This window comes from Variovorax sp. CF313 (assembly GCF_000282635.1).
Lineage (GTDB): Bacteria > Pseudomonadota > Gammaproteobacteria > Burkholderiales > Burkholderiaceae_C > Variovorax.
Window position 1 is genome coordinate 1 of the sequence record NZ_AKIW01000084.1, and the last position, 19118, is coordinate 19118.

Annotated in this window: 18 protein-coding genes and 1 pseudogene; 13 read left to right on the forward strand and 6 right to left on the reverse strand. The window is 67.0% G+C overall.

Annotated features, from left to right (window positions below; genetic code table 11):
• Positions 1-118: 118 nt before the first annotated feature.
• The 6 genes from PMI12_RS20840 to PMI12_RS20865 all read right to left on the reverse strand — a co-directional run bounded on the left by PMI12_RS20840 (position 119) and on the right by PMI12_RS20865 (position 6652).
• The gene (locus tag PMI12_RS20840) at positions 119-1555 is read right to left on the reverse strand and encodes an aldehyde dehydrogenase family protein (RefSeq protein WP_007836411.1); all 1437 of its coding nucleotides are present in this window, start codon (positions 1553-1555) and stop codon (positions 119-121) included.
• Between the two features lie 85 nt (positions 1556-1640).
• Positions 1641-2996 (reverse strand): glucarate dehydratase, encoded by a 1356-nt coding sequence (gudD, locus tag PMI12_RS20845; RefSeq protein ID WP_042673902.1) that lies wholly within the window; start codon positions 2994-2996, stop codon positions 1641-1643.
• Positions 2997-3107: 111 nt separating this feature from the next.
• On the reverse strand, positions 3108-3557 hold the full coding sequence (locus PMI12_RS20850; protein WP_007836415.1) for a nuclear transport factor 2 family protein: 450 nt from the start codon (positions 3555-3557) through the stop codon (positions 3108-3110).
• Positions 3558-3601: 44 nt separating this feature from the next.
• Positions 3602-4513, reverse strand: a complete 912-nt coding sequence (kdgD, locus tag PMI12_RS20855) for a 5-dehydro-4-deoxyglucarate dehydratase (RefSeq protein ID WP_007836417.1) — start codon at positions 4511-4513, stop codon at positions 3602-3604.
• 156 nt (positions 4514-4669) lie between these two features.
• On the reverse strand, positions 4670-5671 hold the full coding sequence (locus PMI12_RS20860) for a Bug family tripartite tricarboxylate transporter substrate binding protein (protein ID WP_007836418.1): 1002 nt from the start codon (positions 5669-5671) through the stop codon (positions 4670-4672).
• A 111-nt stretch (positions 5672-5782) separates the two neighbouring features.
• A complete protein-coding gene (locus PMI12_RS20865; RefSeq protein ID WP_042673905.1) occupies positions 5783-6652 on the reverse strand; it encodes a FadR/GntR family transcriptional regulator in 870 nt (289 codons plus the stop codon).
• Positions 6653-6871: 219 nt separating this feature from the next.
• Between PMI12_RS20865 and PMI12_RS20870 the strand changes: the two genes are divergently transcribed.
• From PMI12_RS20870 to PMI12_RS20930, 13 genes and pseudogenes are all read left to right on the forward strand, one after another.
• Positions 6872-7687 carry an NAD-dependent epimerase/dehydratase family protein gene (locus PMI12_RS20870; RefSeq protein ID WP_007836424.1) on the forward strand — a complete coding sequence of 272 codons (816 nt, stop codon included), beginning with the start codon at positions 6872-6874 and terminating at the stop codon, positions 7685-7687.
• Positions 7677-8567: an SMP-30/gluconolactonase/LRE family protein gene (locus PMI12_RS20875; protein ID WP_007836426.1), complete on the forward strand. Its 891-nt coding sequence runs from the start codon at positions 7677-7679 to the stop codon at positions 8565-8567. The genes PMI12_RS20870 and PMI12_RS20875 overlap by 11 nt, the downstream gene beginning before the upstream one ends.
• 53 nt (positions 8568-8620) lie before the next feature.
• Positions 8621-9613, forward strand: a complete 993-nt coding sequence (locus PMI12_RS20880; RefSeq protein ID WP_007836428.1) for a TRAP transporter substrate-binding protein — start codon at positions 8621-8623, stop codon at positions 9611-9613.
• 57 nt (positions 9614-9670) lie between these two features.
• Complete coding sequence (locus PMI12_RS20885; RefSeq protein WP_007836430.1) at positions 9671-10165, forward strand: TRAP transporter small permease; 495 nt, start codon at positions 9671-9673, stop codon at positions 10163-10165.
• Complete coding sequence (locus PMI12_RS20890) at positions 10156-11508, forward strand: TRAP transporter large permease (RefSeq protein WP_007836432.1); 1353 nt, start codon at positions 10156-10158, stop codon at positions 11506-11508. Before PMI12_RS20885 ends, PMI12_RS20890 begins: the two co-directional genes overlap by 10 nt.
• 18 nt (positions 11509-11526) lie before the next feature.
• The gene (garD, locus tag PMI12_RS20895) at positions 11527-13110 is read left to right on the forward strand and encodes a galactarate dehydratase (RefSeq protein WP_007836434.1); all 1584 of its coding nucleotides are present in this window, start codon (positions 11527-11529) and stop codon (positions 13108-13110) included.
• Positions 13111-13132: 22 nt separating this feature from the next.
• A complete protein-coding gene (locus PMI12_RS20900) occupies positions 13133-13894 on the forward strand; it encodes an SDR family NAD(P)-dependent oxidoreductase (RefSeq protein WP_007836436.1) in 762 nt (253 codons plus the stop codon).
• A gap of 72 nt (positions 13895-13966) precedes the next feature.
• The gene (locus PMI12_RS20905; RefSeq protein ID WP_042673906.1) at positions 13967-14944 is read left to right on the forward strand and encodes a Bug family tripartite tricarboxylate transporter substrate binding protein; all 978 of its coding nucleotides are present in this window, start codon (positions 13967-13969) and stop codon (positions 14942-14944) included.
• Positions 14945-14954: 10 nt separating this feature from the next.
• Positions 14955-16022 (forward strand): lactonase family protein, encoded by a 1068-nt coding sequence (locus PMI12_RS20910; RefSeq protein WP_007836439.1) that lies wholly within the window; start codon positions 14955-14957, stop codon positions 16020-16022.
• A 35-nt stretch (positions 16023-16057) separates the two neighbouring features.
• Positions 16058-17053: a Bug family tripartite tricarboxylate transporter substrate binding protein gene (locus PMI12_RS20915; RefSeq protein WP_007836441.1), complete on the forward strand. Its 996-nt coding sequence runs from the start codon at positions 16058-16060 to the stop codon at positions 17051-17053.
• A gap of 94 nt (positions 17054-17147) precedes the next feature.
• Entirely contained in the window at positions 17148-17999 is an 852-nt protein-coding gene (asd, locus tag PMI12_RS20920) for an archaetidylserine decarboxylase (protein ID WP_042673904.1), read from the forward strand.
• Between the two features lie 176 nt (positions 18000-18175).
• Positions 18176-18478, forward strand: a pseudogene (locus PMI12_RS20925) (winged helix-turn-helix transcriptional regulator); the annotation flags it as partial.
• A gap of 201 nt (positions 18479-18679) precedes the next feature.
• The gene (locus PMI12_RS20930; RefSeq protein WP_007836448.1) at positions 18680-19030 is read left to right on the forward strand and encodes an FKBP-type peptidyl-prolyl cis-trans isomerase; all 351 of its coding nucleotides are present in this window, start codon (positions 18680-18682) and stop codon (positions 19028-19030) included.
• Positions 19031-19118: the final 88 nt, after the last annotated feature.

A 19118-nucleotide genomic window follows, 5' to 3' on the forward strand; every position in this document is an offset into this window, starting at 1 on the left:
CGCAGCGAAATAAAGGAGGAGGCCGAAGGCCGGGGGACATTCGCGGAGCAGAGTCCCCCGTCGGCGTGAGCGCACCCCGAACACGACAGCGTGCCCAGAGCCACCCACGACCAAAGGATCAGGCCAGTGTGTAAGCCGTCTTCACAGTGGTGAAGAACTCCTGCGCATACTTGCCCTGCTCGCGCGGACCATAGCTCGAACCCTTGCGGCCGCCGAACGGCACGTGGTAGTCGACGCCAGCCGTCGGCAGGTTGACCATCACCATGCCCGCCTGGCTGTGGCGCTTGAAGTGCGTGGCGTACTTCAGGCTCGTGGTCGCAATGCCCGCCGAGAGGCCGAACTCTGTGTCGTTGGCCGTTGCCAGCGCCTCTTCGTAGTTCTTCACGCGGATCACGCTCGCGACCGGCCCGAAGATCTCTTCCTTGTTGATGCGCATGGCCGCGGCCGATTCGCTGAAGAGCGCGGGCGACATGTAGTAGCCGTCGGTCTCCAGCTTCAGCAGCTCGCCGCCGGCAGCCAGCGTGGCGCCCTCGCCCTTGCCGATGGCAACGTATTCCATGTCCTGGTCGAGCTGCGACTTGGACGAGACGGGGCCGATGTCGGTGCCCTGCGCGAGCGCATCGCCGACCTTGATCTTGGCCATGCGCGCCTTCATCGCCTCGATGAACTTGGGGTAGATGCCTTCGGTCACGATCAGGCGGCTGGACGCGGTGCAGCGCTGGCCGGTCGAGTAGAAGGCGCTCTGCACGCTGAGCTCCACGGCCTGCGCGAGATCGGCGTCGTCCAGGATCACCTGCGGGTTCTTGCCGCCCATTTCGAGCTGCACCTTCTTGTGGTTGGTGACGCACTGCACGGCGATGTTGCGGCCCACGCCGACCGAGCCCGTGAAGCTGATCGCATGGATGCCGGGGTGGTTGACCAGCGCGTTACCGATCACGCTGCCGCGGCCCATCACGAGGTTGAACACGCCGGCCGGGATGCCCGAGCGGCTGATGATCTCGGCCAGCGCCCAGGCGCAGCCGGGCACGAGGTCGGCAGGCTTCAGGACCACGCAGTTGCCGAAAGCGAGCGCAGGCGCGATCTTCCAGGCCGGGATGGCGATGGGGAAGTTCCACGGCGTGATGAGGCCGACCACGCCGACCGGCTCGCGCGTGATCTCCACGCCGATGTTGGGCCGCACCGAAGGCAGCACCTCGCCCGACAGGCGCAGGCATTCGCCGGCGAAGAACTTGAAGATCTGGCCCGCGCGCGTGGCTTCGCCGATGCCTTCGGCGCGGGTTTTGCCTTCTTCACGGGCCAGCAGCGTGCCGAGTTCTTCCTTGCGCGCGAGGATTTCGGTACCGATCTTGTCGAGCGCATCGGAGCGCGCCTGGATGCTGCCCGTGGCCCAGGCCGGGAAGGCGGCGGTGGCGGCAGCCACGGCCGCCTCGACGTGCGACGCGTCGCCCTGCGTGTACTGGCCGAGCACGTCGGACAGGTTGCTGGGGTTGAGGTTGGGGCTGTAGCTTGCGCCGGCACGCCATTCGCCGCCGATCAGGTTGTCGAAGTTTTGCATGAGGGGTTCCTTGCTGCTCGATGGAAAGAAAGAAGCCGGAGCACTGGGTGTCCGGCTGCGGAAATGGAAACGGGAGACTAAACCTTCAACGGACCATGCAAGGTTTTTTGTTGTCGAAAGTCCATCCCGGAATCAAGTATTGCATCGCCTGCGCGTCGTTGCGCGCGCCCAGGCCGTGCTTCAGGTAGAGCTGGTGCGCCTTCTCGACTTCATCCATGTCGAGTTCCACGCCCAAGCCGCCGCGCGTGGGCACCTTCACGAAGCCGCCTTCGATCTGCAGCGGCTCTTTCGTCAGGTGCTGGCCGTCCTGCCAGATCCAGTGCGTGTCGATCGCGGTGACCTTGCCCGGCGCCGCGGCCGCCACATGCGTGAACATGGCGAGCGACACGTCGAAGTGGTTGTTCGAATGCGAGCCCCAGGTCAGGCCCCAGGCCTGGCACAGCTGCGCCACGCGCACCGAGCCCTGCAGGGTCCAGAAGTGCGGATCGGCCAGCGGAATGTCGACCGACTGCAGCGACAGGCTGTGCACCATCTCGCGCCAGTCGGTGGCCACCATGTTGGTGGCGGTCGGCAGGCCGGTGGCGCGGCGGAACTCGGCCATCACCTCGCGGCCCGAGAACACGCCTTCGGCGCCGCACGGGTCTTCGGCATAGGCCATTACGCCGTGCAGGTCGCGGCACAGGCGAATCGCGTCGGCGAGCAGCCAGCCGCCGTTCGGGTCGAGCGTGACGCGCGCCTGCGGAAAGCGCTCGTGCAGCGCGCGGATGGCCTCGACTTCTTCCTCGCCGCGCAGCACGCCGCCCTTGAGCTTGAAATCGGTGAAACCATAGCGCGCATGCGTGGCCTCGGCGAGGCGCACGATGGCCTCGGGCGTCATGGCTTCTTCATGGCGCAGGCGGAACCAGTCGTTGTCGGCGCCGGGGTCGCTTTCGTACGGCAGGTCGGTCTTGTTGCGGTCGCCCACATAGAAGAGGTAGCCGAGCATCTGCACCGCATCGCGCTGCTGGCCTTCGCCAAGCAATGCCGCGACGGGCACTTCGAGGAACTGGCCCAGCAGATCGAGCAGCGCAGCCTCGACGGCGGTGACCGCATGGATGGTCACGCGCAGGTCGAAGGTCTGCAGGCCGCGGCCGCCGCTGTCGCGGTTGGCGAAGGCGCTGCGCATGCTGTTGAGCACGGCGTTGTGGCGGCCGATGGGCTGGCCGACGATGAGGCCGCGCGCGTCTTCGAGCGTCTGGCGGATCTTCTCGCCGCCCGGCACTTCGCCGACGCCGGTGTGGCCGGCGCTGTCGGTCAGGATCAGCAGGTTGCGCGTGAAGAACGGACCGTGCGCGCCGCTGAGGTTCATCAGCATGCTGTCGTGGCCCGCGACGGGAATCACGCGCATGCCGGTGACGACGGGGGCACCGGTGACGGGAGAAGTGGAATCTGAAGATGTCATTTTCGAATCAATCCAAAACCATGCCGACCCCTTCGGGAAACACCGGGGGACCGGCTCTGCCGGGGCCGCTGGTGTTGCTCCGGCAAGGGTGTGCGCGAAGCCTGGGGAGCATTAGATCCTCACGGCCTGGCGGGCGAGCAGCTTCCAGCTTCCGCCCTGCTTCTGCCAGACGCCGAGGATCTTCAGCGCCACCTTGCCTGGCTTGCCCGAATCGTTGGTGTCGGCCGCGAGCGTGTGGCGCACGATGGCAGTCTGGCCGTCGACCACCTTGATGGTCTGGTCGGTGATCGTGATGGCCACGAAGTCCGACTTGCCGTCCACCAGGTCGCCGATGAAGCTGGCCTTGGTGTCGACCTTGCCGCTCGAGTGGCCATAGCTCAGGTCGTCGGCCACCAGTGCACCGAGCGCGGCGGCGGTCGGATCGATCATCGCAATGCGCAGGCGCTCGGCGGCGGCTGCCACTTCGGGCGAGGCCGATGCCGCATTGCCCGCCGGCATCATCGAGCACCCTGAGAACGCGGCCGCCGCGGCGGCAATCAGGAAGAGCTTCTTGAGGAACATTGCCTTGTCTCCGTGTTGTTGTTCGTGTTCGACGGCTTGCCGGCTTACTGCGGGCCGAGCGCGTCGATCAGCGCCTTGAGTTGTTCCATCTCGGCGGGCTTCAGGTCGGTGAGCGGCGCTCGCACGGGGCCCGCGTCGTGGCCGACGATCTTGGCGCCGGCCTTCACGATGCTCACGGCATAGCCCGGCGTGCGGTTGCGCAGTTCGAGGTACGGCATGAAGAAGTTCTTCAGCAGGCGGTGCTGCGTCGGCAGGTCGTCGGCGGCCACGGCCTTGTAGAAGTCCATGGCGGTCTTCGGAATGAAGTTGAAGACGGCCGACGAATACACCGGCGTGCCCATTGCCTTGTAGGCAGCGGCATAGACCTCGGCCGTAGGCAGGCCGCCCAGGTAGGCGAAGCGGTCGCCCATCTTCTGGTAGATGGCGACCATGGCCTCGATGTCGCCGATGCCGTCCTTGAAGCCGACGAGATTCGGGTTGCGCTCGGCCAGGCCGGCGAGCGTGTCGGGTTTCAGGCGGCTGGTGGCGCGGTTGTAGACGATCACGCCGAACTTCACGCTCTTGCACACGGCCTCGACGTGCGCGGCCAGGCCTTCCTGGCCGGCTTCGGTGAGGTAGTGCGGCAGCAGCAGGATGCCGTGCGCGCCAGCCTTCTCGGCGGCTTGCGCGCACTGGATGGCGAAGCGCGTGGGGCCGCCGGCGCCGGCAATGATCGGCACCACGCCGCGGCAGGTGTCGACAGCCGTCTGGATGATGCCGGGGTACTCGTCGCCAGTCAGCGAGAAGAACTCGCCCGTGCCGCCGGCCGCGAACAGAGCGCTCGCGCCGTAGGGAGCGAGCCATTCGAGGCGTTCGACGTAGCCCTTCTTGTTGAAGTCGCCGTTGCTGTCGAAGTCGGTCAGCGGAAACGAGAGCAGGCCGGAGCCCATGATGGTCTTGAGTTCTTGCGGGTTCATCGGGAAGAGTCCAGTGAAGTTTTTGAAAAATGAAGAAGATTCAAAGGGCGGCGATGCGGCTGCCGCCAGGTCGCCCCAAGGCGGGCCGCGCCCCACCCTCGGGGGGTGGCGAATTACACGGAGCGAAGCGAGTGAAGAGCCGGGGGGCAGACATGACTAGTCGAGCCTGACGTTGGCCTCTTTGATGACTTGCGCCCAGCGCGCGCGCTCCTTGGCGAAGAACTGGTCCTGCTCGGGCGCGGTCATGGTCACGACCTCTGCGCCCTGCCCCGCGAGGCGCGCGCGGATGTCGGGCGTGCGGATGATGCGCACCAGTTCCTTGTTGAGCCGGGCGATCACCGCGTCGGGCACGCCGCGCGCCGCGACAACGCCCTGCCAGGTGCCCGACTCGTAGCCGGGGACGCCCTGCTCCGCGATGGTCGGCACGCTGCCGATCAGCGGCATGCGCGTGGCTTTCGACACGGCGATCAGCTTGAGCTTGCCGGACTGCACCTGTGGATAGGTGGCGAGCATGCCGTTCATCAGCACCTGCGTCTGGCCCGACACGGTGTCGAGCACCGCCTGCACGCCGCCCTTGTAGGGCACGTATTCCCACTTGGCGCCGACCTTGCGCTGCAGCTCGATGCCGGCCAGGTGCGCGGTGCTGCCGCTGGCGGTCACGGCGAAGTTGAGATCGCTTTTCTTCGAGAGCTCGACCAGTTCCTTCAGCGTGTTCGCCTGCACCGAGGGATGCACCACCAGCAGGTGCGGCGAGTAGGCCAGCATGGAAACGCTGCGCAGGTCCTTCGACGGATCGAAAGGCAGCTTGGGATACAGCGACGGGCTGATGGCCAGCGCGCCGAGGTCGCACAGCATCAGCGTGTAGCCGTCGGCCGGTGCCTTGGCCAGCAGGTCGGCGCCGAGGTTGCCGTTGGCGCCGGCCTTGTTGTCGATGATCACCGACTGGCCCAGCGCCTCCGACAGCGGCTGGCTGATGGACCGCGCAATGATGTCGGACGAGCCTCCCGGCGGGTACGGGACGATGATGCGGATCGGCTTCGAGGGCCAGTTGCCGCCCCCGCCCTGCTGCGCGCCCTGCGCGATGGCGCTCAGCGGCAGGTTGGCGGCCAGGGTGGTGGCGAGTGCGGCACCGAGTGCGCCGCGCCGGTTGATGGTCATGCTGCCTCCAGTTGTTCGATGGTTCGTCATGGCTTCGCCCGTGCCCGAGCGAGTTATCAGTCATCGTACAACCAGAAAAACAACTTGTCCAGCCTGGCCGGCAAGAAAAATTCAGCTGGAGGGAGTGTCGTCGGACGACGGCGCGGCCGTGCCTGCGGCCGCATCGGCCTTCGCCTTCTGCTGCGCGGCCTCCTGCGCCAGGCGCAGCCGCTCGCGGCTGTTGGTCAGGTGGATGCGCATGGCCGCGCGCGCCGACTCGGGATCGCGCCGCGCGATGGCCGCGTAGATCTCCTCGTGCTCGCGGTTGACCCGGTTCAGATAGGGCGCGCCACCCTCGTGCGTGCGGATGGCGCTGATACGCGTACGCGGAATGAGCGTGGTGCCCAGGTGCCGCATGATGTCCGCGAAATAGGGGTTGCCGGTCGACTCGGCGATCTGCAGGTGGAAGCGGAAGTCCGGCCCCACGGTGTCGCCCGCCACGACCACGTTGCGCTCGAAATCGTCGAGCGCCTGGCGCATGGCAACCAACTGCTCGTCGGTGCGGCGGCTCGCAGCAAGGCCGGCCGACTCGGTCTCCAGGCTGATGCGCAGCTCCAGCACGGCCAGCACGTCGACCGATGCGGCAATCTCCCCGGGATCGAGGCGAAACACCCCGCCCGCCCGCGGCTGCAGCACGAAGGTGCCCACGCCGTGCAGCGTCTCGACCAGCCCGCCGGCCTGCAGCTTCGACAGCGCCTCGCGCACCACGGTGCGGCTCACGCCATAAGCCTGCATGATGGCCGACTCGGTCGGCAGCTTGTCGCCCGGGCGCAGCGACTGGCTGCGGATTTTTTCGCCCAGGTCTTCCACCAGCCCATGCGCGAGGCCGCGTGCGCGCTGGCGCGGGCGCCCCACGAAAGCGGCTCCCGCAGCCGAAGCGGCAGACGCCGTTTCCGCTGGCGCTTGTGATTCCAAGGGATTACCCGCAGTCGACTGAGCCATGGCCACGATGATAATCTCCAACTAGTTGTACGACAACAGATAACTCGATTCACATCTCCTGGCGCCGCCGGCCATTTCGCCTGCGGCTTTCGGCTTCCACGGCACCGACATGCAGCCCTTTGACTTTGCTCCGTCGGCATCGTACCGGCCGCTTTCAGCAAAGCACCGTGACGGCGGGCCCTCGGAAACCATGACTCCTGAATGTATGGACGCGCAACGATGACAGACAAGAAGATGAACCGCCTCCTCCTGACCGGCGCGGCCGGCGGACTCGGCAAGGTGCTGCGCGAGCGGCTCAAGCCCTTTGCCGGCACGCTGCGCCTGTCGGACATCGCTTCGCTTTCGCCAGCCGTGGACGCGAGCGAGGAAGTCGTGCCCTGCGACCTCTCGGACAAGGCGGCAGTGCATGCGCTGGTCGAAGGCTGCGACGCCATCGTCCACCTGGGCGGCGTGTCGGTGGAGCGCCCGTTCGAGGAAATCCTCGAAGCCAACATCAAGGGCGTGTTCAATGTCTACGAAGCGGCGCGCCGCCACGGCGTGAAGCGCGTGGTGTTCGCGAGTTCGAACCACGTGATCGGCTTCTACAAGCAGAGCGAACACATCGACGCGCACGCCGTGCGCCGGCCCGACGGCTACTACGGCCTGTCGAAATCCTTCGGCGAGGACATGGCGCAGTTCTACTTCGACCGCTGGGGCATCGAGACCGTGAGCATCCGCATCGGCTCCTCGTTCCCGGAGCCCGCCAACCGCCGCATGATGAGCACCTGGCTCAGCTATCGCGACCTGACGACGCTGATCGAGAAATCGCTGTTCACGCCGGACGTGAAGCACACGGTGGTCTACGGCATGTCGAACAACCGCGACGTGTGGTGGGACAACAGCGCGGCCGCGCACCTGGGCTTCGTGCCGCAAGACAGCTCGGAGGTGTTCCGAGACAAGGTCGAGGCACAACCACCTGTCGCCCCCACCGACCCGAACGCCATCTACCAGGGCGGCGCCTTCACCGCGCAAGGCCCCTTCGGCGATGCAAGCTGAACTGGTTCTTGACGCGCGCAACGGCACCGGCGAAAGCCCGGTGTGGCATGGCGGGCAGCAGGCGCTGTACTGGGTCGACATTCCGGCGCGCACACTGAACCGCTGGCACGCGAGCGAAGGCCACACGCAATGGACGGCGAACGAAATGATCGCCTGCATCGCGCCGCGCGCCGACGTTCCCGGCGAATGGATCGCCGGCATGGAAAGCGGCCTGTTCTCGCTGAAGCCGCAGACCGATGGCACGTTGGCCGCCAGCCCGCTCGCCCCCGTCGCGCACGCGGCACCGGCCATGCGCTTCAACGACGGCCGCTGCGACCGACAGGGCCGCTTCTGGGCCGGCACGATGCTGCTCGACATGGCGGCCGGCGCGCGCATCGGCCGCCTCTACCGCTACGGCAAGGGCAGCGACAACGCCGCTGAGCGCCTCGGCGATCTCATCGTGCCCAACGGCCTGGCCTTCAGCCCGGACGGCCGCACGATGTACCTCTCGGACTCGCACCCCGGCGTACAAGCCGTCTGGGCCTTCGACTACGACACGGACACCGGCACGCCCACCAACCGCCGCCTGTTCATCGACATGAAGCCCCTGCCCGGCCGTCCCGACGGCGCCGCCATGGACACCGACGGCTGCTACTGGATCTGCGGCAACGACGCCGGCCTGGTGCACCGCTTCACGCCCGACGGCCGGCTCGATCGCTCGCTCGAAGTACCGGTGAAGAAGCCCGCCATGTGCGCCTTCGGCGGCCCGGACCTCGACACCCTCTTCGTCACCTCCATCCGTCCCGGCGGCACCGACCTTTCGGACCAGCCGCTGGCCGGCGGCGTGTTCGCGCTGCGGCCCGGTGCGAAGGGCCTCGCGGAGCCCGCTTTCGGCATCTGACCCTGTTGTTCATCCACTGCGTTTTCTTTTCATCCACCGAGGAGCTATCAAGAATGAAATCACTACAAATGAAGAAGCTGTCGGGCCTGATCGCGATCGGCCTGGTCGCCCTCACGGTATCGAACGCCGCCATGGCACGAACCTTCCGCTCCGCCGAAGTGCACGCCAAGGACTTTCCCACCAACCAGGCGGTGAAGTTCATGGGCGATGAGCTGTCGAAGGCCACGGGCGGCAAGGACAACATCAAGATCTTCGCCGACAGTTCGCTGGGCTCGGAGAAGGACACGGTCGAGCAGGTGAAGATCGGCGCGCTGGACATGGTGCGCGTGAGCAGCGCCTCGTTCCACGGCATCGTGCCGGAGTCGGTGATTCCGTCGCTGCCCTTCCTGTTCCGCGACATCGAGCATTTCCGCAAGGCCATGTACGGACCGACCGGCGACAAGGTGCTGGCCGCGTTCGAGAAGGCCGGCTTCATCGGCCTGTGCATGTATGAAAGCGGCGCGCGCTCGGTCTACGCCAAGAAGCCGATCAAGACAGTGGCCGACATGAAGGGCCTGAAGATCCGCGTGCAGCCCTCCGACCTGATGGTGAGCCTGGTGAGCGCCACCGGCGCCTCGCCCACGCCGATGCCCATCGCCGAGGTCTACACCGGCCTGAAGACCGGCCTGGTGGACGCCGCCGAGAACAACTACCCCTCGTACGACGAAGCCAAGCACTTCGAGGCCGCGCCGGTCTACTCCGAGACCATGCACGTCATGACGCCCGAAGTGCTGGTGTTCTCCAAGAAGATCTGGGACACGCTGAGCAAGGAAGAACAGGCCGCGATCCGCAAGGCCGCGAAGGACTCGGTGCCCTACTACGTGAAGCTGTGGGAGCCGCGCGAGAAGGACGCCAAGGCGGCCGTCATCAAGGGCGGCGCGAAAGTCGTGGCCGCCGCCGATATCGACCGCAAGGGCTTCGTCGATGCCGAGAAGCCGGTGTGGGACAAGTTCGCCACCACGCCGGAGCTGAAGGCGCTGGTGCAGGAAATCGTCAACACGAAATGACGCCCACGGCTTCTCTCCCTCACCTTTCGGAGGGAGGGGGCAAGGCAGGACTTCCAAATGCATTTGCTGACCCATCTGAACGCACGGCTTTCGCGCTGGGCGATGTACATCGCCTGCGTGTGCCTTGTCGGCCTGCTCGCAGTCGTCGTCTACGGCGTGGTGCTGCGCTACGTCTTCAATGACGCCCCGCCGTACGTGGAGCAGGTCGCGCTGCTGCTGGTGATCTCGGTCGCCATGTTCGGCGCTTCCGCCGGCGTGCGCGACGCCGGCCACATCGGCCTCGATTCGCTGGTGAAGGTACTGCCGCCCAAGGCGCAGTTCTGGTGCAAGGCGCTTGTCTATGTGCTGACCATCGGTTTCGCCATCGCATTGATCGCGGGCGGTGCCGAGATGGCCGTGTCCACACGCGAGTCGACCATTCCCACGCTGGGCATGTCCGAGGCCGTGCGCTACGTGCCGATTCTCTTTGCGGGGGTGCTGATCACCCTCTTCTCCCTCGAGCACCTGGCGGCTCAGTTCACAGACCAGAAGGTCGTTCCATCATGGCATTGACAGTGCTGTCGCTGAGCTTCGTGCTCTTCCTGCTGCTCGGCATGCCGGTGGCCTTCGCCATCGGGCTGAGCTGCCTGGCCACCTTTGCCTACGAGGGCCTGCCGTTCGAGACCGCCATCCAGATGATGGTGTCGGGCATGAACGTGTTCTCGTTCCTGGCCATTCCTTTCTTCATCTTCTCGGGCGAACTGATGCTGCACGGCGGCATCGCCGACAAGATCGTCGCCTTCGCGCGCAGCCTCGTCGGCCATTGGAAGGGCGGCCTGGGCCTGGCCAACGTGGTGGCATCGACGCTGTTCGGCGGCGTCTCCGGCTCCCCCGTGGCCGACACCTCGGCCATGGGCGGCGTGATGATCCCGATCATGAAGCGCGAGGGCTACAGCGCGGCGTATGCGGTGAACGTGACGACGCACGCCTCGCTCTCAGGTGCGCTGATGCCGACCTCGCACAACATGATCATCTACGCCTTCGCAGCGCAGGCCGCGGTGGGCACCATCGACGGGCACATCATCAAGGGCGTGTCCATCGGCGACCTGATGTTCGCGGGGCTGATCCCGGTGTTCTGGATCATGGTGTGCATGCTGGTGGCCGCCTACTGGCAGGCCGCCAAGCATGGCTACCCGAAGCGCACCGACGGCAGCACGATGGTCGAGCGCTTCCCCGGCTGGGGCATGGTGGCCAAGACCTTCCTGGCTGCGATTCCCGGCCTGATGGTGATCGTGATCATCCTGGTGTGCGTGATGAAGGGCGTGGCAACGGCCACCGAGGCGGCGGCCATCGCGGTGACGTATTCGCTGCTGCTCACGGTGGTGGCCTACCGCACGATGACGCGCGAGAAGCTCTTCAAGTCGCTGGCCAAGGCGTCGAAGACCACCGGCGTGATCCTGTTGCTGATCGGCGTGTCGAACATGCTGCGCTACCAGATGGCCTACCTGGAGATCCCGGACGCCATCGAGACCGTGCTGCTGGCCGCGACCTCCAGTCCCTGGCTGATGCTGCTGTACATCAACATCATCCAGATCTTCCTGGGCATCTTCCTGGACATGGCGGCGCACATCCTGATCACGACGCCGCTGTTCCTGCCGCTGGCCATCCAGATGGGCGTGGGCCCGGTGCAGTTCGGGATGATGCTGCTGCTGAACTGCGCGCTGGGCCTGGTGCACCCGCCGGTGGGCACGGTGCAGTTCATCGGCTGCGCGATCGGCAAGATATCCATCGGGGAGGCGACGAAAACCGCCTGGCCCTACTATCTGGCGATCTTCATCGCCATCACCCTGGTGACCTACGTGCCGGCCTTCTCCACCTGGCTGCCCACGATGCTGACCGGCCACAAGGTGCTGTAAGCAACAAAGGTCCTCACGATGAGCAATGCTGCCTCCGGAGCCTCGCCGCTCTACATCCGCATCCACGCCAACGACAACGTGGCCATCGTCGCGAACGACGGCGGCCTGAAGGCCGGCACCTCGTTCGCCGACGGCCTGGTGCTGGTGGACAACGTGCCCCAGGGTCACAAGGTGGCCCTGTCCGACCTGGCCGAGGGCGCGGCCATCGTGCGCTACAACGTGGTGATCGGCTATGCACAGAAAGCACTGCCGCGCGGCAGCTGGGTGCACGAGCGCGTAATGCGCATGCCGGTGGCGCCCGGACTCGACGGCCTGCCCATCGCCACGGTCAAGCCCCCCGCCCTGCCCCCGCTGGAGGGCTACACCTTCGAGGGCTACCGCAACGCCGACGGCTCGGTGGGCACGCGCAACATCCTCGCGATCACGCAGACGGTGCAGTGCGTGGCCGGCGTGACCGACTTCGCGGTGCAGCGCATCAAGGCCGAGCTGCTGCCCAGGTACCCGAACGTCGACGACGTGGTGGCGCTGGAGCACAGCTACGGCTGCGGCGTGGCCATCGATGCGCCGGATGCCATCGTGCCGATCCGCACGCTGCGCAACATCAGCCTCAATCCGAACTTCGGCGGCGAGGTGATGGTGGTGAGCCTGGGCTGCGAGAAGCTGCAGCCCGAACGGCTGCTGCCGCCGGGAAGCATTCCCATCGTCGACAAGCGCGGCGATGCCGGCGGCGGTGCGGCAGAGCTCGACGTGGTCTGCCTGCAGGACGACGAGCATGTCGGCTTCATGTCGATGATCGACTCGGTCATGCGCCAGGCCGACGAGCACCTCGCGCGGCTCAACAGGCGCAGGCGCGAAACCGTGCCCGCCAGCGAACTGGTGGTGGGCGTCCAGTGCGGCGGCAGCGACGCCTTCTCGGGCGTCACCGCCAACCCCGCCGTGGGCTTCTGCACCGACCTGCTGGTGCGCGCGGGCGCCACCGTGATGTTCTCGGAAACGACCGAGGTGCGCGACGGCATCGACCAACTCACCTCGCGCGCGTCCACACCCGAGGTGGCCGAGGCCATGATCCGCGAGATGGCCTGGTACGACGCCTACCTGCAGAAGGGCCGCGTCGACCGCAGCGCCAACACCACGCCGGGCAACAAGAAGGGCGGCCTGTCGAACATCGTCGAGAAGGCGATGGGCTCCATCGTCAAGTCGGGCTCGGCGCCCATCACCGGCGTGCTCGCGCCCGGCGAGAAGGCAGCGCAGAAGGGCCTGATCTACACCGCCACGCCGGCCAGCGATTTCATCTGCGGCACGCTGCAGCTGGCGGCCGGCATCAACCTGCACGTGTTCACCACCGGCCGCGGCACGCCCTACGGGCTGGCCGAGGTACCGGTGATCAAGGTCGCCACGCGCAGCGACCTCGCGCGCCGCTGGCACGACCTGATGGACGTGAACGCAGGCCGCATCGCCGACGGCGAGGCCAGCATCGAGGACGTGGGCTGGGAGCTGTTCCGCCTGATGCTCGACGTGGCCAGCGGCCGCAAGAAAACATGGGCCGAGCACTGGAAGCTGCACAACGCGCTGGTGCTGTTCAACCCGGCACCCGTGACCTGATCCCTTCGCACGGAGCAAAGACATGGAAGATCTCAAGGACAAGACAGCGCTCGTCACCGGCGCCAGCACCGGCATCGGCGCCGCGGTGGCCGTCGCCTTTGCGGCGCGCGGCATGCGCGTGGCGGTGCACTACAACAGCTCGGCCGATGCGGCGAACGGGGTGGTCGACACCATCCGCGCGGCCGGCGGCACCGCCTTCGCGCTGAAGGCCGACGTGCGCGACACGGCCGCAATCCGCGAATGCGTGAAGCAGGCCGCGGCGCAGCTGGGGCGCATCGACGTGCTCGTCAACAACGCCGGCAGCCTGGTCAAGCGCGTGCCGATCGCCGAGTTCGACGACGCGCTGTTCGACGAGGTGATGCACATCAACGCGCGCTCGGTGCTCGCCTACTGCCGCGAGGTGGTGCCGCTGATGCGCGCGCAGGGCGGCGGCAACATCATCAACGTGACCTCGGTCGCGGCACGCACCGGCGGCGGGCCAGCCGCCTATTTGTACGCGGGCTCGAAGGGCTTCGTGAGCACGGCGACGCACGGGCTCGCGAAGGAGCTGGTGGGCGACCGCATCCGCGTGAATGCCGTGGCGCCCGGCGTGATCCAGACGCCGTTCCAGGACCGCTTCTCGACGCCGGCGATGCTGGAGAACTTCCGCGCCGGCATTCCGATGGGCCGCATCGGCGTGCCCGAGGAATGCGTCGGCGCCTTCCTGTACCTGGCGTCGGAGCAGCTCTCCGGCTACGTCACGGGGCAGGTGATCGAGGTGAACGGCGGCCAGTACATGCCCTGAGGCACGCACGAAGAACACGAGGAGGCCTTGCGCGAGGCCCCGGATCGGATCAACAACGGAGACGACGACATCATGAGAAGAATCCAGCTTGTTCGCGGCATCGCCGCCCTCTCGGCCACGGCGGCTCTTTCGCTCGGGCTGGCCACGCCGGCCGCGGCGCAGGCCGATTTTCCGAACCGTCCGATCGAGCTGCTGGTGCCCTACCAGCCCGGCGGCGGGACCGATGGCCTGGCACGCGCTTTTTCCGAGGCGAGCCGCAAGCACATCTCGCAGAGCATCGTGATCGTCAACCGCCCCGGCGCTGGCGGCGCCATCGGCTGGACGGAAGTGATCAACGCCAAGCCCGACGGCTACAAGCTCGCGGTGCTCACGGTCGAGCTGCTGACGCTGCCGCACCTGGGCCTTGCCAAGTTCAACTACGACGACTTCCAGCCGATCGCGCAGCTCAACGCCGATCCGGCGGCGATCACCGTGAAGGCCGACGCGCCGTGGAACACCATCGAGGAGTTCCTGGCGGCCGCGAAGAAGTCGCCCGAGGGCGTGCGCGTGGGCAACTCGGGCAACGGCTCGATCTGGCACCTTGCCGCCGCGGCGCTCGAAGACAAGACCGGCGCGAAGTTCGGCCACATCCCGTTCCAGGGCGCGGCGCCGGCGGTGCTGGCGCTGCTCGGCGGACACATCGAGGCCGTGGCGGTGAGCCCGGCCGAAGTCACCACGCATGTGCAGGGCGGCAAGCTCAAGGTGCTGATGGTGATGGCCGACAAGCGCGTGAAGGGCTTCGAGAAGGTGCCCACCGCCAAGGAACGCGGCATCGATCTGTCGATCGGCACCTGGCGCGGCCTCGGCGCGCCGAAGAACACACCGCCCGAAGTGATGGCGAAGCTGCGCGAGATGACGGCGAAGACCGCCGCCGAGCCGCTGATGCACGAGGTGATGGACAAGCAGAACCTGGGCTACGTCTACACCGACGGCGCCGTGTTCAAGGAGACGCTGGCCAAGGACAACGTCTACTTCAAGCAGCTCATCACCAAACTGAACATCAAACCCTGAACCGCGAACCATGAAAAGAAAAACCATCGCATCGCTGCTGTGGCTGGCCGCCATCGGCCCCGCCTCGGCCGCCACCTGGGTCTACGTGTCCAACGCGGACAGCCAGGAAATCTCCGTGCTCGAGCTCGACCGCGCCCAGGGCGCACTCAAGCCGGTGCAGACGCTGAACGTCGGCGGCACGGTGATGCCGATGGTGGTGAGCCACGACAAGCGCGTGCTGTATGCCGCGCTGCGCTCGCAGCCGTTTCGCGTGGCCTCGCTGTCGATCGACGGCGCCACCGGCAAGCTGCAGAAGCTCGGCGAGGCGCCGCTGGCCGACAGCATGGCCAACATCGACCTGGACGCGAGCGGCAAGTGGCTCTTCGCGGCCTCCTACCAAGGCGGCAAGATCACGGTCAATTCCATCGGCAAGGACGGCGCCGCGGGCCCCGTCCATCAATTGATCCAGACCGGGCCCAACGCGCACGCGATCCACGCGGACGCCAGCAACCGCTTCGTGCTGGCCACCAGCCTGGGCGGCGACAACGTGTCGAGCTGGCGCTTCGACGCCGAGAAGGGCCTGCTGTCGCCCAACGATCCGCCGCTGACGACCACATCCACGAAATCGGGCCCGCGCCACTTCATCTGGGACAAGGCGCAGCGCCACGTCTATCTGCTGGACGAGCTCGACGCCGCCCTGCACGTGTTCGCATGGGACGCGGCGCGCGGCACGCTCAAGCTCGAACAGAGCACGACCACGCTGCCCGCCGGCTTCACCGGCAAGCCCTGGGCCGCCGACCTGCACCTGACGCCCGACGGGCGCTACCTGTACGCGTCGGAGCGCACCTCGAGCACGCTGTCGGCGTTCAAGGTCGATGCCGCCACGGGACAACTGCAGCCGCTGGGCCAGACCCCGACCGAGAAGGTGCCGCGCGGCTTCGCCATCGACTCCAGCGGGCGCTATCTCATCGCCGCGGGACAGGAATCGCACGGCATCTCGCTCTACGCCATCGACGCCGCCACCGGCGCGCTGGGCAGGCCCCAGCACCTGGACGTCGGCAAGAACCCGAACTGGATCGAGATCGTCGACATGCCCTGACGGCCCCGCACCACCCATCACAAGGAGACACCTGCATGCAACGCCGCACACTCATTCGCACCGCCCTCGCCTCTTCCCTCGCCGCCGGCCTTCCGGCCGCCTTCGCGCAGGGCGGCGGCAACTGGCCGACGGGCAAGGCCATCACCTACCTCGTGCCCTTTCCCGCCGGCGGCACCACCGACGTGCTGGCCCGCCTGATCGGGCAGAAGCTCGGCCCCGTGCTGGGCACGAGCGTGATCATCGACAACAAGGGCGGCGCCGGCGGCAGCGTGGGCTCGGAGGTCGGTTCGCGCGCCGCGCCCGACGGCTTCACGATGGTCGGCGGCACGATCAGCTCGCACGCGATCAACGTGAGCCTGTATCCCAAGCTGGGCTACGACCCGCAGAAGTCGTTCGCGCCGGTGACGCTGATCGGCACCAACCCGGTGGTGCTGGTGGTGAACCAGGCAAGCCCGTACAAGACACTGAAGGACGTGATCGCAGCCAGCAAGGCCAAGGCCGGCGGGCTCTCGTCGGCCTCGGCCGGCACGGGCACCTCGCAGCACCTCGCGCTGGAACTGATGGCCTTCAAGTCGGGCGTGAAGTTCACGCACATTCCGTACAAGGGCAGCGGCCCGGCAATCCAGGACGTGATCGGCGGGCAGGTCGACATGATGTTCGACACCACGGTGGTCGCCGGCCCTCACATCCAGAGCGGCAAGCTGCGCGCCATCGCGGTCACCTCGTCGAAGCGGCTGGCCTCGATGCCGGACGTGCCGACGGTGGCCGAGTCGGGCGTGCCCGGCCTGCAGGACTTCGAGGTCGTGTCATGGCAGGCGATCTTCGTGCCCGCGGGCACGCCGGCACCGGTGGTCGACCGGCTGCACACCGAGATCCGCAAGATCCTCTCCGCGCCCGAGATGCAGGACAAGCTCAAGAGCTTCGGCATGGAGCCGGCCGACCTGAGCACCGCGCAGATCGCGGCGTTCCAGAAGGCCGAAGTGGAAAAGTGGGCGCAGGTGATCAAGGCCGCGGGGATCAAGGCCGACTGACGGCGGGACGCGAACCAAGGGAAGCTTCCTACGTTCCCGGGGAGAAGCGCTTTATAGAATGCCCTTCCGATTCCGCATTCCAGGCTTCTCCCACGTGTCCGACCGCTCCGCAGTACTGCCCCAATACCTGTTCCCCAAGCAGGCCCTGACCAATTTCGCCGGCTGGGTCGCGGGCAAGGAACGGGGCGCCGTCACGACGTGGATCATCCGGCGCTTCGTGGCCAAGTACGGCGTGGACATGGGCGAGGCGCTCGAGTCGGACATCCACCACTACAAGAGCTTCAACCAGTTCTTCACGCGCGCGCTCAAGCCCGGCGCGCGGCCGCTCGCACAGGCAGACCTGGTCTGCCCCGTGGACGGCGCGATCAGCCAGTTCGGCGCGATCCGCGGCGACCAGATCTTCCAGGCCAAGGGCCACGACTACACGACCACCGCGCTGGTCGGCGGCGACGCCGCGCTGGCCGCGAAGTTCGCGCACGGCAGCTTCGCGACGCTCTACCTGAGCCCGAAGGACTACCACCGCATCCACATGCCCTGCGACGGGCGGCTGGTGCGCATGATCCATGTGCCGGGCGACCTGTTCTCGGTGAACCCGACCACGGCGCGCGGCGTGCCCGGCCTGTTCGCACGCAACGAGCGCGTGGTATGCGTCTTCGAATCGGCGCACGGGCCCTTCGTGCTGGTGCTGGTGGGTGCCACCATCGTCGGCAGCATGGCCACCGTGTGGCACGGCGTGGTCAATCCGCCGCGCGTGGGCGAACTGCGCGAGTGGAGCTACAACGACCGGCAGATCGACATCCGCAAGGGCGACGAGATGGGCCGTTTCTTGCTCGGCTCGACAGTGGTCATGCTCTTCCCGGCGCCTGCGCTGGCCTTCAACCCGGCGTGGTCGCCAGGCCGCGCGATCCGGCTGGGCGAAGCCATGGCCGACTACGCCAACTTGTGAGGCTTTGCCTCACAACCCGCATGCAGTATGCCCTGGCAGCTATAAAACTAGTAGCATCCTCATCATTTGCGCTATAGTCGCCGGCCAACGAAACGGTCCGTAACCCACCACAAGAACGCGAAGCATCGCCCTGCCCCAAGGTCGACGGCCCGCCCAGCTTCGAGGAGATGATGTCGATGAGTACCAAGGAAAACGCAGCCGTCAGCCAGCTGCTCGCCCTGCTCGAAGCCCGTTATGCACTGCGCGTGCTCTGGGCCCTGCGCGATGGCCATGCGCAGACCTTCCGGCTGCTGCAGGACAGCGTGGGCGGCATCACTCCCAACACGCTCAACACCCGCATCAAGGAACTGCGCGAGGCCGGCATCGTCGGCCACGGCAGCGACGGCTACAGCCTCACGCTGAGCGGACAGGACCTGCTCAAGCGCCTGTCCGACCTGCAGGCCTTCGCAGGCAAGTGGCAACTGGGGCAGCTCAAGAAGGCAGCAGCCCCGGCACCAGCCGCCGCAGCTTCGCCAGCAGCCGCACCCGCTCCCGCCCCTGTGGCAGCCCCTGCTACCACACCCGCGCCGCCCTCCGACGACACCAGCCAGACCTGAAGGACGACAGGTCGCCCTGCCCGGCCTCGGTAAACTCCGCGCCTTCGATCCATTGATCTCACATCGACGCAAGGAGCGTTTCCCATGCCCACCACCCCCTCCGGCCTGCAATACGAAGACACCGAAGTCGGCACCGGCACCGAAGCCAAGGCCGGCCAGCACGTGCACGTGCACTACACCGGCTGGCTCTACAACGACGGCACGCAAGGCGCCAAGTTCGACTCCAGCCGCGACCGCAACGACCCCTTCGCGTTCTCGCTGGGCGCCGGCCAGGTCATCAAGGGCTGGGACGAAGGCGTCGCCGGCATGAAGATCGGCGGCAAGCGCACGCTGATCATTCCCGCATCGCTGGGCTACGGTGCCCGCGGCGCCGGCGGCGTGATCCCCCCGAACGCCACCCTGAAGTTCGACGTCGAGCTGCTCGACGCCCACTGATCAGGGCTCGCCCCCAGGCTGCGCGGCACTTCGTGTCCGCTGCGCCAGCCCCCTACCGGGGGCGACACCTGAGGCCCGGCGAAGCCGG